The sequence below is a fragment of the Hippea maritima DSM 10411 genome, assembly GCF_000194135.1.
Lineage (GTDB): Bacteria > Campylobacterota_A > Desulfurellia > Desulfurellales > Hippeaceae > Hippea > Hippea maritima.
In genome coordinates this window covers 1415135-1430471 of sequence record NC_015318.1, presented here as the reverse complement: position 1 = coordinate 1430471, position 15337 = coordinate 1415135, and the positions used below count along the sequence as shown (strand labels likewise).

Annotated in this window: 17 protein-coding genes; 9 read left to right on the top strand and 8 right to left on the bottom strand. The window is 36.8% G+C overall.

Features of this window, described 5'->3' with window-relative positions; translation table 11 throughout:
• Position 1: 1 nt before the first annotated feature.
• The 7 genes from pyrE to ribD all read right to left on the bottom strand — a co-directional run bounded on the left by pyrE (position 2) and on the right by ribD (position 5156).
• Positions 2-589, bottom strand: a complete 588-nt coding sequence (gene pyrE / locus HIPMA_RS07490; protein ID WP_013682430.1) for an orotate phosphoribosyltransferase — start codon at positions 587-589, stop codon at positions 2-4.
• Entirely contained in the window at positions 573-1292 is a 720-nt protein-coding gene (pyrF, locus tag HIPMA_RS07485; RefSeq protein WP_013682429.1) for an orotidine-5'-phosphate decarboxylase, read from the bottom strand. Before pyrF ends, pyrE begins: the two co-directional genes overlap by 17 nt.
• Complete coding sequence (gene nusB, locus HIPMA_RS07480) at positions 1285-1686, bottom strand: transcription antitermination factor NusB (RefSeq protein ID WP_013682428.1); 402 nt, start codon at positions 1684-1686, stop codon at positions 1285-1287. Before nusB ends, pyrF begins: the two co-directional genes overlap by 8 nt.
• Before the next feature lie 3 nt (positions 1687-1689).
• Complete coding sequence (gene ribH / locus HIPMA_RS07475; protein ID WP_013682427.1) at positions 1690-2148, bottom strand: 6,7-dimethyl-8-ribityllumazine synthase; 459 nt, start codon at positions 2146-2148, stop codon at positions 1690-1692.
• Between the two features lie 12 nt (positions 2149-2160).
• Positions 2161-3366, bottom strand: coding sequence for a bifunctional 3,4-dihydroxy-2-butanone-4-phosphate synthase/GTP cyclohydrolase II (locus tag HIPMA_RS07470; RefSeq protein ID WP_013682426.1), 1206 nt, complete (start codon positions 3364-3366; stop codon positions 2161-2163).
• 66 nt (positions 3367-3432) lie between these two features.
• On the bottom strand, positions 3433-4065 hold the full coding sequence (locus HIPMA_RS07465; RefSeq protein ID WP_013682425.1) for a riboflavin synthase: 633 nt from the start codon (positions 4063-4065) through the stop codon (positions 3433-3435).
• Positions 4065-5156 (bottom strand): bifunctional diaminohydroxyphosphoribosylaminopyrimidine deaminase/5-amino-6-(5-phosphoribosylamino)uracil reductase RibD, encoded by a 1092-nt coding sequence (gene ribD / locus HIPMA_RS07460; RefSeq protein ID WP_041324476.1) that lies wholly within the window; start codon positions 5154-5156, stop codon positions 4065-4067. The genes HIPMA_RS07465 and ribD overlap by 1 nt, the downstream gene beginning before the upstream one ends.
• A 136-nt stretch (positions 5157-5292) precedes the next feature.
• Here ribD and HIPMA_RS07455 point away from each other — a divergent pair, with 136 nt between their 5' ends.
• The 9 genes from HIPMA_RS07455 (at position 5293) to HIPMA_RS07415 (ending at position 13692) form a co-directional block, all read left to right on the top strand.
• Entirely contained in the window at positions 5293-5712 is a 420-nt protein-coding gene (locus HIPMA_RS07455) for a secondary thiamine-phosphate synthase enzyme YjbQ (RefSeq protein ID WP_013682423.1), read from the top strand.
• Between the two features lie 95 nt (positions 5713-5807).
• The gene (locus HIPMA_RS07450; RefSeq protein WP_148226568.1) at positions 5808-6281 is read left to right on the top strand and encodes a MarR family winged helix-turn-helix transcriptional regulator; all 474 of its coding nucleotides are present in this window, start codon (positions 5808-5810) and stop codon (positions 6279-6281) included.
• Positions 6262-7251, top strand: coding sequence for an HlyD family secretion protein (locus HIPMA_RS07445; protein WP_013682421.1), 990 nt, complete (start codon positions 6262-6264; stop codon positions 7249-7251). Before HIPMA_RS07450 ends, HIPMA_RS07445 begins: the two co-directional genes overlap by 20 nt.
• A complete protein-coding gene (locus tag HIPMA_RS07440; protein WP_013682420.1) occupies positions 7252-8772 on the top strand; it encodes a DHA2 family efflux MFS transporter permease subunit in 1521 nt (506 codons plus the stop codon).
• A gap of 111 nt (positions 8773-8883) precedes the next feature.
• The gene (locus tag HIPMA_RS07435; RefSeq protein ID WP_013682419.1) at positions 8884-9453 is read left to right on the top strand and encodes a Spy/CpxP family protein refolding chaperone; all 570 of its coding nucleotides are present in this window, start codon (positions 8884-8886) and stop codon (positions 9451-9453) included.
• Between the two features lie 33 nt (positions 9454-9486).
• Positions 9487-10161 carry a response regulator transcription factor gene (locus tag HIPMA_RS07430; protein ID WP_041324042.1) on the top strand — a complete coding sequence of 225 codons (675 nt, stop codon included), beginning with the start codon at positions 9487-9489 and terminating at the stop codon, positions 10159-10161.
• A complete protein-coding gene (locus HIPMA_RS07425) occupies positions 10154-11362 on the top strand; it encodes an ArsS family sensor histidine kinase (protein ID WP_148226567.1) in 1209 nt (402 codons plus the stop codon). Before HIPMA_RS07430 ends, HIPMA_RS07425 begins: the two co-directional genes overlap by 8 nt.
• A 67-nt stretch (positions 11363-11429) precedes the next feature.
• Complete coding sequence (gene metF, locus HIPMA_RS07420) at positions 11430-12278, top strand: methylenetetrahydrofolate reductase [NAD(P)H] (protein ID WP_013682416.1); 849 nt, start codon at positions 11430-11432, stop codon at positions 12276-12278.
• A 217-nt stretch (positions 12279-12495) separates the two neighbouring features.
• A complete protein-coding gene (locus HIPMA_RS07415) occupies positions 12496-13692 on the top strand; it encodes an MFS transporter (RefSeq protein ID WP_013682415.1) in 1197 nt (398 codons plus the stop codon).
• Here HIPMA_RS07415 and HIPMA_RS07410 read toward each other — a convergent pair.
• Entirely contained in the window at positions 13682-15262 is a 1581-nt protein-coding gene (locus tag HIPMA_RS07410) for a DEAD/DEAH box helicase (RefSeq protein WP_013682414.1), read from the bottom strand. The genes HIPMA_RS07415 and HIPMA_RS07410 overlap by 11 nt on opposite strands.
• Positions 15263-15337: the final 75 nt, after the last annotated feature.

The window sequence follows — 15337 nt, the reverse complement described above, 5'->3', positions numbered from 1 at the left end:
GTTACTTTTTGATGAATCTGCTGCCAGGTTTCTCAAGAGGAATACCCTTCTTGCATAGCGGGCAGTTATCTGGTTCGTAATTCTCTATATTGAGTTTAATCAATGGAAAATAATCAAGGTCTTCTGGGTCGAAATTGCCGCCCCTGTCAACCAATGCCCCAATACCAATGATGTTGTTTGTGTATTGTTTTACCACATCAAGCGTTTCTCTAACGCTTTTGCCTGTAGTTACAACATCCTCAACAACAAGCACCCTTTCATTTTTGTCTATTGAAAATCCTCTTCTAAGCGTTAATTTTCCGTCAACCCTTTCTGCGAAAATACTTCTTATGTTTTCACCCAATGCTCTGGCGACATCATAAGAAACCAAAATACCGCCCATAGCTGGTGCTATAACAACATCTATTTCTTTGTCTTTAAAATGCTCAGCTATGGATGAGCATAATAGCCATGCATCGTGTGGATATTGCAATACAAGTGCACTCTGAAGGTAAAATTCACTGTGCAGGCCGCTTGATAAAAGGAAGTGTCCTTGAAGGTATGCGTTTCTTTTTTTATAGAGTTTTAAGGCTTCATCTTGGGTTAACATTTTCTGTCTCCTTTCTTATTTTCTCAAATGCTTCTTTTGGGTTTTCTGCTTTGTATATAGGTCTTCCTATAACCATAAAATCGCTGCCAAGTTTTATGGCATCTGACGGTGTTGTAATTCTTTTTTGGTCTTGTTTGGCAGACCAAGAAGGTCTAATGCCTGGTGTAACTATAGTGAAATAGTTGCCAAACTTTTCCCTTAGCATTTTTGTTTCTTTGGCCGAGGCCACAAGTCCGTTTATTGAGGATTTCATAGCTTTGCTTGCAAGTTTTAATACTGTATTTTCTACTGTATCATTAATGAACATATCTTCCTTTAGGGCATCATTGTCTATGCTTGTAAGCACCGTTACAGCCAAAATCAAAGGACCTTTTTTACCTTCCTTTTGCTCAAATTCCCTTATAGCATCGGCTGCTGCTTTCATCATAGATGTACCGCCAATTGAGTGTATGGTAAGCATATCTACGCCAAGTTCTGCAGCCGAATAAACTGCCTCTTTAGTTGTGTTGGGTATATCGTGATACTTCAAATCTAAAAAGACCTTTTTGTTTCTCTTTTTTAGCTCCTCAATAAGTTTGATGCCGTAGGCTGTAAAGTTTACAGCCCCAACTTTAAACCACAAGGCGTTTTCTAAAGTATCAACAAGCCTTAAGATATTATCAAGGCCCTTCAAATCCAGTGCAACTATAATTTTATTACTCATTGAGATCTCCTTTATAAACCTTATCCAGGATTGCATTTACAAGTGATTTTGAGCTTTCTTTGGAGAGCTCTTTAGCTATATTTACATATTCGTTTATCACCACAACGGGATGAGCCTCCCGTAAGAATAGTAGTTCGTAAATCCCAACTCTCAAGATGCTTTTATCGATTAAAGACATTATATCGTCTCCGGCTGATGCGTATTTCTTTATAAGGTTGTTTATTATATCTAAATTTTGAATAGTTCCATCGATGAGTTTTTTAGCAAAGGCCTTGTCGTCTTCTTTTTTGGGATGGCCGACAAAGTCCATGAATGCATAAGGGCTATCCTCATTGCCAAACTCTTTCGAATATATATACTGAACAGCTACGGTTCTTGCCTTTCTTCTGGACATAGCTTACACGTTTTTGTAAAGATTCATCATCTCAATTAGTGATACCATTGCATCAAATCCCTTATTGCCCATTTTTGTGCCAGCCCTTTCTATTGCTTGCTCAATGGTATCTGTTGTGAGAATTCCAAAAGAAACCGGCATCTTGCTCTTTAAGGAAACCTGAGCTATTCCTTTAGCTGTCTCGTTTGCCACAAAGTCAAAATGGGGGGTTGAGCCTCTAATTACAGCTCCCAGGCATAGGATACCATCATAGCTTTTATCTGCCAACTTTGATAAAAGCATAGGTATTTCAAATGCCCCTGGAACCATGAAAACCTCAAACTTGCTTTCGTCTCCATTGTGTCTTAAAAAAGCATCCTTTGCGCCATCCAAGAGTTTTTGAGTTATAAAGCTGTTAAATCTACTTACAATAACAGCTACCTTTAGACCTTTCGCATCCAATACCCCTTCAATAATCTTCATTCTACTCTCCTTTTAAACCTTTGTTAGAAGATGCCCCATTTTAGTCTTTTTTGTTTCTAAGTAGCATTTATTCACTTGGTTTGGTGGGATTTCTATGGGAACCCTTTCAACAATTTCAAGACCATAACCTTCAAGTCCTACAATTTTTTTAGGATTATTGGTCATGAGCTTTATTTTGCCTACTCCAAGGTCGACTAATATCTGGGCTCCTATGCCATAGTTTCTTAAATCTGGCTTGAATCCCAACTTGATATTTGCTTCAACTGTATCATATCCTTGATCCTGCAAAGCGTATGCCTTTATCTTGTTTGTAAGTCCTATGCCCCTTCCTTCCTGTTGCATGTATAGAACAACGCCTTTACCTTCGGTTTCTACCATTTCCATGGCAGCGTGAAGCTGGTCGCCACAGTCGCACCGCAGTGAGCCCAGTATATCCCCTGTTAAGCAGGAGGAGTGAACCCTTACAAGGGTTGGTTCATTTTTATTTATTTTTCCTTTTACCAATGCCACATGCTCAAAATCATCCACCTTGCTTCTATATACTATAATTTTAAATTGGCCGTATTTTGTAGGTAGGTCAGCCTCAGCTGTTCTTTCTATTAGTTTTTCTTTTTTCATTCTGTATTCTATGATGCTTGCTATTGTAATCATCTTTAGATTGAATTTTTTAGCAATCTGTTCAAGCTGCTCCCTTCTTGCCATTGTTCCATCTTCATTCATTATCTCGCAAATGACGGCAGCCGGAATTAAGCCAGCAAGTTTTGCTAAATCGACACTACCCTCTGTATGTCCTGCCCTTACTAAAACACCACCCTTTTTAGCCTTTAGGGGGAAGATGTGTCCAGGTTTAACTAAGTCTTCTGGTTTTGCATCTGGCCTTATGGCTGTTTGAATTGTTGTTGCCCTGTCAAATGCTGATATACCTGTTGTTACACCGAATTTTGGGTGGGCATCAATTGATACAGTGAATGCCGTTTTGAATTTATCATTTTCATCTACTGTCATTAGTTTTAAGTCTAGTTTTTCAATGAGTTTATCGTCCATTGGTAGGCATATTAGCCCTCTACCGTATTTTGCCATAAAGTTTATAGCCTCAGGTGTGACAAACTGAGCTGCCATTACGAAGTCGCCTTCATTTTCCCTATCCTCATCGTCAACCATTATAACCATTTTGCCTGAACGTATGTCGTTTATAGCTTCCTCAACCGTAGCAAACATGTTCCAATCTCCTTTCATCTCAAAATCTGCTTATTTTATAATAGCTTGTTGATTGTTTCAAATAAATTAAACAAAACCGTGGAGCTTTAAAAAGTCCTCGTCCAATTTTTTGTTTTTGCCCTGTGTAAATTTTCTAACATATTTACCTATTATATCTACTTCAACATTTACTATATCTTGAACTTTTAGGTATTTTAGATTCGTGTTTTCAAATGTGAATGGGATAATGGCAACATTTAATTGTGTTTTTGATAGGTTTGCTATTGTTAAGCTTATGCCGTTTATGGATATAGATCCCTTCTCTACACTGTTTTGATATATGTAGTCATCTATCTGGACTGTTAGTATAAAAAAATCGCCAACTCGCCTTATAGATTGTATTTTAGCTGTTGTATCTATATGCCCTAAGACAATATGACCATCCAGTCTGCCTCCAACAAGTAGGGCTCTCTCTAAATTTACATAATCACCAATATTTAAATATCCTAAATTCGTCTTAGAAAGGCTCTCAAAGGATACATCTACTGCAAAACTATTGTTTGATTTTTCAACAACTGTCAAACACGCTCCATTTACGGCAATGCTATCTCCCTCTTTTGTTTCCTTGCTTAATTTGCAACCCACAATAAGCTTTTTTCCATTTGATTCTGGTTTTATTGCTATTATTTTACCTACTTCCTCAACAATTCCGGTAAACATTATTTAAAGTACCCCTCAAAGAGTATATCATCCCCGATTTTTTTACATTTTGTATCTATTAACTTTATTGCTTCATTTAAATCTTTGGGTGCGTCAAAGCCTGCAACATTGAAAGCTCCGTATGAGCCTGTAATTTTTGGGGCATATAAGAGATAGGCTTTGTTGTATAGTTTATTCTTTAAAAAATAACCATGTGTTCTACTGCCACCCTCAACGATACATGAACATATTTCATTTTCGAGTAGTTTTTCTGATAGATCCGCAGGATTAAACTCACCGTTTTCTGTATCACATTCAACAATGTTAACATCCATCGCTCTTAAAATCCTCTTTTTTGCATCATCTGAGTTTTTGGATGTTATAATATAAATGTTGTTTGGATATTCACTGAATATTTTTGCTGAGATGGGAATTTTTAGGTTCATATCCAGAACAACTCTTTTGGGTTGCCTGTAGCCTTTTATCCTGCATGTGAGTAGTGGATCGTCCATAATTATTGTATTTATACCAACTAAAACAGCACTATTTGTACCCCTTAGCCTATGGGAGAAGCGTCTTGCTTTTTCTGATGTAATCCATTGGGATACGCCGCCTTTTACGGCTATACATCCATTTAGAAGCATTGCTGCCTTCATTATAAAGAAGGGCTTTCTGTTTAGTGTGTTTTCTATAAAGACCTCGTTTAGTTTTTTTGCCTCATCTTCTAAAACTCCAACCTTTACGTCTATTCCAGCCCCTTTTAACCTTTCTATACCCCCACTTGCTTTTTTGTTAATATCTCTCATGCCTATAACTACTCTCTTTATGCCTGAGTTTATAATAGCTAAAGAACAGGGGGGTGTTCTTCCGTAATGATTACACGGTTCTAAATTTACATAGATTGTAGCGTCTTTGAGTTGATTTCTATCTTTGACTGAGTTTATTGCTTCAACTTCAGCATGTGGAAGGCCAGCCTTTTTATGATAACCTTGGCCTATAATCTTTCCTTCTTTTACTATAACGGCACCGACTAAAGGATTAGGGCAGGTTTTGTTCTTTGCCTTTTTTGCAAGCTCTATGGCTTTTTTCATAAAGAGTTCATCTTTATTCATTACAAAAAAAATACACAAGTAGGCTATGTTTGTCAAAAAATAGCATCCCCTTAATCCCTTTGTGAAAGAATGATGTTGTTGAAAAAATATAGATAAAGAATAAAATCGCTTTTGAATCGTTAAAGGGAGGTTAAATATGAAGTCTTACAGAAAGGAATTGTGGTTTAATACATCAAAAAGGGTTGAGTTTATTAATATAACAAGAGAAGTTGAACAGGCTGTTTTTGAGAGCGGCGTTAAAGAGGGTTTATGTCTTGTTAATGCTATGCATATAACCGCCTCTGTTTTTATAAACGATGATGAACCTGGATTGCATCAAGATTACAAGGAGTGGCTTGAAAGTTTGGCGCCTCATAAGCCGTTGAGTAGATATAAACATAATCTAACTGGAGAGGATAACGGCGATGCACACCTAAAAAGGCAGGTTATGGGTAGAGAGGTGGTTGTGGCAATAACAGAAGGTAGGCTTGATTTTGGCCCATGGGAGCAGATATTCTATGGCGAATTCGACGGTCAGAGACCCAAGAGGGTTTTGATAAAAATAATAGGTGAATAGACTACACCTTGGCTTGTGTTTATTTCTATGGCTGTGAATTTTTAAGCCTTAAATTAGTTGCAATTGAAACTAATTTTTGGTATATAGTCAAAATAATGGAGGGTTTTTTGGACAAAGAGCCTCTGGGCAAATGGATTTCTATTCTATACAGATACTCCATGATTCATGCCAATGAAAAATTAAAGCCGTTTAATATGACATCTAGTCAGTTAATGTTTTTTATATTTATGGTTGACAATCCTGGTATTACGCAGGAGGGCCTTAGCTGTATGCTTAAGATAAATAAAAGTACAACAGCTAAGGCCATTAAAGTTTTAGAGAAAAATGGATATTTAATTCGCAAGATTTCAGAAAAAGACAAGCGTTCATATAACCTTTATCCTACTCAAAAGGCTATAGAGGTAAGAAAACAGATAAGACTACTTGCTCTGGAGTGGGATGATGTGCTTTGCAAGGATTTTGACTTAAAAGATAAAAAGAAGGCTTATGAGCTTTTGAAAAAGATGTCCCAAAACGCCGAGGAATATATAAACCAAAGGAGAGGTTTCGATGGAAAAGGAAAAGATTAAAAATGGTGTTAGCAAGAAATTTATTTTGATTTTTATTTTAGTTGTTTTTGGTTTGGCTGTATTTCTGTTTATTCAGTACAAGAGAACCCATATATCAACAGACGACGCCTATATAACAAACGATATTTATTGGGTTAATCCGAGGGTTTCAGGAACAATATTAAGAGTTTTTATAGATGATAATCAATATGTTAAAAAAGGGCAAGTACTGGCTGTTATAGACCCAAAACCATTCGAGATTGCACTTAAGGCGGCCAAAGCTAATGTTGAGCTTGCAAAAGCAAGGCTATCCCAGGCCAAAACGGCTATCCCCCTTGTTGAGGCCGAGATCGAGCTTTACAGTTCTAAGTTTAAAAAAGCACAGTGGGATTACCAAAGAGCAGAAAGACTTTTCAAACTTAAGGTTATACCTAAAGACAAATACGAATATTATCTTACAAATTACAATGTTATAAAGGCATCTCTTAAAGCCGAAAACGAAAAGTTGAATCAGGCAAAAGCAGAATACAAAAGTGCGCAGAAGGACCTTGATGCTGCAAAGGCATCTTTAGAAAATGCAAAGCTCAACCTGTCTTACACCAAGATCAAAGCCCCCTATGACGGTTTCATAACCAAAAAGAGCGTTGAGACAGGAAAATTTGTATCACCTCAAATACCAATATGCGCTATAGTGCCAGACAAAGGAGCCTGGATTGTTGCCAATTATAAAGAATCCCAGATAGAAAAAATGAGAAAAGGTATGAAGGTTGTGATTGAAATTGACGCATACCCAGGCAAAAAGTTTGAAGGCTTTTTGGATAGTATCCAATATGGAACCGGTGAGGTGTTTTCGCTATTTCCTCCACAAAACGCATCGGGCAATTGGATAAAGGTGACACAAAGAATACCTGTAAAGATACTTTTCAAGAAAAGACCCAATGTGCCTTTGAGAGTCGGTATGAGCGCATACACAACAGTGCTTGTTAAATAGATGGAAGAGAGAAAAACCAATAAGTGGCTCGTCGCCATAGCGGTGATGTTGCCCACAATAATGGAAATCATAGATACAACCATAGTAAATGTTTCGCTTCCTCATATCCAAGGTGATTTGAGTATAAGTTTGGATGAATCTACATGGGTTTTGACATCCTACATGGTTTCAAATGCTATAATCATTCCGATAACCGGTTGGCTTGCTATTAGATTCGGTAGGAAGAGGTATCTACTTGCCTCAATTTTTTTGTTTACCCTATTTTCTTTTGCCTGTGGCTATGCACCAACCTTTATTTTTCTGGTCGTCTTAAGATTTTTGCAAGGCATAGCGGGTGGTGGCCTTCAGCCTGTCTCTCAGGCTATTTTGCTTGAATCCTTTCCTAAAAAAGAGCATGGCATGGCTATGGCAGTCTACGGTATGGGTGTGGTTGTCGCTCCAATTTTAGGGCCCGTTTTGGGTGGTTGGATAACAGATAACTGGGGCTGGCGCTGGATTTTTTATATTAATGTACCTATAGGTCTTTTATCTTTTGTACTTGTAAATCTATTTGTCTTTGATCCAAGCTATATAAAGAACATAAAGAAAACTCCTATAGATTACAAAGGCCTGGCCTATCTTGCTATAGCTGTTGGGGCTTTGCAGGTACTTCTTGATAATGCCCAACGCAAGGACTGGTTTGAGTCTCGTTTTATAACTACATTGGCTATTATCTCATTTTTTGGCTTTGTTCTGTTTATCTGGCATGAGTTGAAAGAGAAACACCCAGTGGTAAATTTGAGGATTTTTAAAGATAGATCTTTCTCTACGGGAAATGCATTGATGTTTTTTGGATTTTTTAGTTTCTTTGGAAGTGTTGTGCTTTTGCCTTTGTATCTCCAAAATCTTATGGGGTATAATGCATTTTTAGCAGGTCTTGTGTTGGGGCCTGGTGCTTTAACTACTATGATAGGAATGCCTATAGTGGGTAAGTTTTTAGAAAAAGGGGCAGATCCAAGAAAAGTTCTTTTTATTAGTTTTATAGTTAATTATATAGCTATAAATATGATGGCACACTTTAATCTGTCTGCTGATTTTTTAAGTGTAATAACACCCAGGGCTATACAGGGTATATCTATGGCTACCTTCTTTGTTCCTTTGGCTGCTGCTACATTTGCTGGCATTAGTAATGAGGAGATGGGTAATGCCTCTGGCATGTTTAATTTTATTAGGAATATAGGCGGAAGCTTTGGAACAGCTATTGTTACAACGATATTAACAAGAAGGGCTCAATTCCACCAAGAAAGGCTCGTTGAGAACTTGATTCCAACCAATGAGGCATTTGTTCAGGCTCAACAGATGTTATCGTTAAAATTTCATTCAGTTATGCAGCAGATGGGAGTTATCTATAAAGAGTTGCTGAGGCAGTCCATGATGCTGGCATTTAATGATGCTTTTTATTTTTGTGCTATTATGTTTGTTGTTTTGATTCCAGCTCTTGTTATTCTAAAGAGGCCACAACATCACAAGGATGCAGTTTAATTTTTGCCTAAGATTACTTTTTAGCTTGTTTATAATTCATTTACATTTCATTTAAACCACGTTTGTTTAGTTCTATTAATATACATCCAAGACTTTAAGAGGAGGTGCTTTATGAAGAAAGCTCTTGTTTCGTTTTTATTGGGTGGGGCATTACTAAGCTCCGGGGCATTTTATGTTAATACGGCTTCTGCTAGGTTACCCATGCAAGGCTCTCTAATGAGACCAATGGCTCAAGGGGGCATGAGGTGTGCAAATTTCCAGGGTGGTCCTTATCATTCAAAGGCTATGATGGGTTATAATGTTAGAGGGATTAAATTTATGGAAACCCAGTTAAACCTTACGCCGGCTCAGGTAAAAAAGATTGAAGATTTAAGGTATGAGTATCGCAGTAGATTTATGACAAAAAATACAAGATATAAGATGCCTTTGAATGATGCCTTAAAGGCTAACGGTTTCAATAGAAAGGTTTTTGTTGATGAGTCTATGCAAAATGCTAAAATGAGAATCAAGCAGAGGGCTGAGTATATGGATAAGTTTTTCAGCATCTTGACACCTCAACAAAGAGAGAAATTTATTCAGCTCAGGAGACAGAGAATGGAATTTGCCTTAAAAAATGCAAGACTTCAACAAAGGGCAATTCAGAGTAGGATAAAGTTTTTGGAGTCGAACATCCAGCAATAGGAGAGGGGTTTTCCCCTCTTTTGGTTTATTGTTATGGTAGAGATATTAATGATAGAAGATGACCCCGAAATAGCAGAGCTTTTGGCAGAATATTTAGCTAAGTTTAATATGAAGCTTGTTAACTTTGAATCGCCTACAGAAGGGCTTAAAGCTTTAGAGGGGCATAAATACGACTTGCTTATACTTGATTTAAGCTTACCTGAGATGGATGGAATAGATGTATGCAGGGAAATTACACAGAGAAATATAGATATACCAATAATTGTTTCATCGGCAAGAAATGATGATTCAGATAAAGTTTTAGCTTTGGAGCTTGCTGCTGATGATTATTTAGCAAAACCATACAATCCCAGAGAGCTTGTTGCACGCATAAAAGCCCTACTAAGAAGGGCAAAGCCTCAGGGTCAGTCGGATAAATCTGATAATTCATTTGTGGTTAAAAAGGATGAGTTTGCCATCTATTTCAAAGGAGAAAAGCTTGACCTTACAACGGCCGAGTATGAGATATTGGCTTTGCTAATAGATAATAAAAATAGGGTTTTATCCAGAGAATTTATTTTAAAAAACACAACAACTATGGACTATGAAAGCATAGATAGAAGTGTTGATGTTATAATAAGTCGTATCAGGAAAAAGATTGGTGATGACCCAAGGGAGCCTAAGTATATAAAATCTATCAGGGGTATAGGGTATAAATTTGTTGAATAAGAGTTCTATACTGTTTAAACTTAGTCTGATATTCATCTTAACATTTGTAATCACAACGGTTTTATTTTTCTTTGTTTACAATTCTTTGAAAAAACGAGCATACATTGAATTTACGCGCAAAACCTTAATACTTCTACATACAAGCGATTTTGAAAGCTATGCCGAGAATGAGGGGCTTAAAGTTATTGGGGATGAGAGAAAGATATATTCCACTCTTAAAGGTGCTATTGTAATTTTAAAAAAGATAAGCCCCATGGGTGATGTTAGGTGGGCTTTAATTAGAAAAGATGGAAACTTGTATCTCTATGTGGTATATTTTGGTCGACCATTTCTTATAAAAAAACCTGACAAGTTTGAAAATTACGACTTTGTGCTTGCCTTGTGGATTATGTATGTTATCGGCTTATTGCTGCTGTATATAAGTATTTTTAGGTCTATTTACCCCCTGAAAGTGTTAGGAAACAAGATTAGGGAATTTAAAAATGGCAGGATAGATACAAACTTTGATATTAGGCGAAGGGATGAGGTAGGTTTTTTGGCTAGTCAGCTCAAAGAGGCTCTTGAGAATTTAAGAAAAAACAACAAGGCCAAGCAGTGGTTTTTACGCAATATAGCACATGAGTTTAAAACGCCTTTAACTAAAGGTATGATAGCCGCTGAATTACTTGAGGATAACTCCAAGAAGGAAGCCTTTTTGAAGATATTCAAAAGGCTTGATGCTCTGGTCAGCGAGTTACTAAGTGTTGAAAAGATTGCCTCTAAAGGCCCAGAAGATAAGCTAAACTGCTTAAACTTACTTGGTGTTGTTGAGGATGCCAAAAGCTTGTTGTTTTTAGATGATAAGAATATTGAGATTGTTGCATCTTATGATGTTTCAGTTAGGGTGGAAAAGGAGCTCTTTGTTATTGCCATTAAAAACCTTATGGATAATGGGATAAAATTCTCAGAGGATGGTTTGGTTAGGGTTGTTATAAAAAGTGACAGCGTTCTATTTTTAAATAAAGGGAATAAACCAAAAATTGATGAATCATTGATGTTTGAGCCATTTGTTAAGGAAACTTCTTATAAGAACAAAAACGGAATGGGTCTTGGGCTTTATATAACCCGATATATTCTGGATAGATACGGCGTGAGAGTAGATTACTCTTATAAAAGTGGATTCAATGTATTTAAGCTGGATATATCCAAAATTCTTTGCTGATAGCTCTTGAACTTTTCTGTGTTTTTATTAAACTATCGTAGTTTTGCAGCAAAGAAGGAGGTTTTAAATGAAAATTTCTGAGATTCTAAATAGAAAGGCGATGACAATATCGTTTGAGTTCTTTCCGCCAAAGAAGGTTGAGAATGAGCAAACCCTCTTCAATACTATAAACGTTTTAAAGGATTATAGTCCAGATTTTGTTTCAATTACATACGGGGCAGGTGGGAGCACCAAGGATAAAACGGTTGAGTGGACGCTCAGAATGAAGAATGAGTATTCTCTAAACCCTATGATGCATCTGACATGTGTGGCATCTACCAAAGAGAGTGTAGATAAAGTAGCCGAAATTTTAGAGCTTAACGGTATAGACAATATACTTGCCTTAAGAGGGGATTTACCTGAAGGGTTTGAGGTAAAGTCCATGGATTTCAAATATGCATATCAACTTGTTGGGTATTTAAAAGACAAGTGGAACTTCTCCATAGGCGTTGCTGGCTACCCAGAAGGGCATCCAGAGTCTTCTTCTTTGGATAAAGACATTGAATATCTAAAGATGAAAGTGGATGCAGGAGGCGAGTTTGTAATTACTCAGCTCTTTTTTGATAACGGTAAGTTTTTCAACTTTTTAGATAGAGTTGAGAAATTCCATATAGAGATTCCCGTCTTGGCAGGCGTTATGCCTATTTTAAGCCTTTCTCAGATGAGAAGATTTGTTGGTATGTGTGGTGCAACTATACCTTCAGAACTTATAAGCAGGCTTGAAGGAAAGACCAAAGAGGATATGTATAAGATAGGCGTTGAATATGCAATAAATCAATGCAGGGAGCTCATTGATAGTAAAGTTAGGGGTCTGCATTTCTATACTTTAAATAAATACAATGCAACCAAAGACATATTGGAAGGCTTGAATATATAAAAGTTTTTAAACTATAAATTGTTTTGGGTTACAATGACAGCAGCACCTAATTGGTAATTTTTGCATCCTTGATGACTATGCCATCTGGGCGCTTAATAGGTTTCATTTTTTGAAAGATTTGACTATTAAATCTGCCCTCCAATAAGCTTTTAGATTGGGTTAGAAAATACTGGATATAGTCTTGGATTTAAGGTGAAAATTATATAAAGTTAGTGATATGAAAAACGGTATTGGATTTATTATTCCCTTATCTGTATTTTTGGGCGGCATAGGTGGAGGTATAGTTTTCCCTATCCTACCTGTTCTGGGTCTGAAACTTTCCTTATCCGCTTTTTTTATAGGGGTAATAATTTCAGCCAATAAATTTACCCGCATCTTTTTTAATCAGTTTGTTGGGGCTACTATTGATGCTTTTGGTGGCAAAAAACCACTAATTATCGGACTTTTAATTGAAGCGTTTGGCAGCATTTTTTATATACTAGCGCTCCATTTACCTTTAGCAGGATATGTATTACTCATAGGCAGAATAGTATGGGGTGTAGGTTCTGCTCTTGTTTTTATCTCGGCCAATACGCTGGCATTGAATCTCTCGGTTCGTTCAAATCGAGGTAAATATACTGCTAAAGTCAGAATTGCTCTATCTTTGGGTGTGCCAGCCGGCCTGGTTCTGGGCGGTCTACTTTCAACACTCTTTAAGGATGCTATTGCTTTTTTATCAAGTATTTTGGCTTCAATATTGGGTGCCACCTTGGTATTTTTCTTTTTGAAAGATACCAGAATTGAGTTTAGAAATGCCTTAAAACTTAAGGAATCTTTGACGTTTATGTTTAAGAATCCTTATGTTAGTATAGTAGGATTGGGTAACTTTATAACATTTTTCTCTCTTCAAGGTATTGTTATGGCTACATTAGTCCTGTTTGTAAAACAAAGAGGGATGGAGTTTATATACTCTGATGCCAGGTTTGTAAGCGGTGTGGTTATGGCATTTATGATGTTTTCTGGTGGAGTTGCCGGCATAATTGCAGGTAGAATAGTGGATAAAATCAAATATCGTTCAACCATTGGTTTTCCTGCTGTTTTGGTTGTGTTTTTCGGATTTAGTTTGCTTGCTTTTTCTAATAGTACACTTGAAGTGGTAACTGCCCTTATTATGATGGGTAGTGCTATAGGTGTAAATAATGTTTCTTTACTCAGTATCTTGGGTGATATAACACAGCTAAAAAACAGGGGCAAGGCTGTTGGCGTTTATCAGATCCTTGGTGATGTAGGGGGCAGTCTGGGACCTATCTTTGGAATTCAGCTGGGTCTATCGATAGGTTTTGATAAGATGTATCTTCTAACAGGCATCTTATTTTTACTTAACCTTGCCGTGTTTTTTAAGCTAAATAGGCTTGAGAAAAGACTTAATTGCTAATGGTTCTGGGTTTTGCCTTTGAAACTATAGGCCTAAAGCCTCTTTTCTGGCTTTTGAAGGCATAAAGTATTTCCTCTGCTTCTTCGGCTGGCACACTTAGGAATGAAAATCTATCAAAAATCCTAATATCCCTTATAGTGTTTGATTCTATTTCTACCTTTTTGCTTATGAAATCTGCAAGCTTTTTGGCCGTATATCCATTTTGTGAGCCTAAAGCTACAAATAATTTTACCATAGAATTTCTATTTAATTTTGGCTCTTCTATCTCTTTGTAGTTATTTTTACTTAGTTGGCTTGAGAATTTTAGCTTTAGTAGTTTTGCTATAATAAGCTCTGCATCGTTTTGGCCTAAAAGCTCCTCAGCCATAGTCAAATAATCACCGTCGTTTTTATTCAACTCTACATCCTCGATAGCCTTTTTTACAGATAATTTTTTATATTCTATTGCCTGTTGAATTGATGGGAGTTTTTCTTTTTTGATTTCCGCTTTTGCGAGTTTTTGTATGAGTCTTAGTTTTCTGTACTCAGAGGGGCTTACAAATGTTATAGCTATTCCTTTTTTTTGGGCTCTCCCTGTTCTTCCTATCCTGTGTATGTAGCTTTCAGCATCCTGGGGCATTGAATAGTTTATTACATGAGTTAGACCATCTATATCTATTCCTCTTGCTGCAACATCTGTAGCAACGAGCATATTTATCTTTTTATCTCTAAATCGTTTTAATATTCTTTCTCGTTTATCCTGACTTAGATCTCCATGAATTGCATCAGCATAATAGCCTCTATCGATGAGCTTATTTGCCACATTTTGAGCATCTACTTTGGTTTTGCAAAATATCAAACCGTAGAAATCTTCAACCGCATCCCTAATCCTGCAGAGAGCTTCGAATTTATCTTGCTCTTTTACCTCGAAATATATCTGACTTGTCAACATTTTACTTTTTTCTATTCTGACGAATTCTGGCTTCTTCATGTATTGTTTTGCAAGCCTCTTTATTTCTTCTGGCATAGTTGCCGAAAACATAAACATGTTTTTCGTTGGGTTTGTGTGAGTTAATATTTCCTTTATGTCGTCAATAAAGCCCATGTTTAACATTTCATCTGCCTCATCCAGAATGAAGTAGTCTATTTTGCTTAAGTTTAGAGTCTTTCTGTTTATGTGATCTATTATTCTTCCGGCTGTACCTACTACTATATCAACGCCTTCCTTGAGCCTTCTTTTTTGCAATTCAATAGATTGACCGCCGTATATAGGGAATGCCTTTAATCTCTTTTTGCCTTTGAATGCATTAATCTCATCGCACACCTGTATAGCTAACTCCCTTGTTGGAGCCAGAATAACAGCCTGAACATAACCTGTCTTTTCCTTTAGTAGGTCAATCAAGGGAAGTCCAAAGGCAAGCGTTTTACCTGTGCCTGTTGGTGCTTCTGCTACTAAATCTTTGCTTGATTGAAGTATTAAAGGTATAACCTTTTCTTGAATGGGGGTAGGCTTTTCAAAGCCTTGCTTTTGCAGGGTTTTTAGGATTCCTTCGGATAGACCTAATCCTTTGAAGTTTTCTTCTGAACTCATAAAATACCACCTAAAATAATTTTGTTCAGCCGTTTGTTGCATTTGGTATTTTAAAGCCTATTTTTTGGCAGGAAA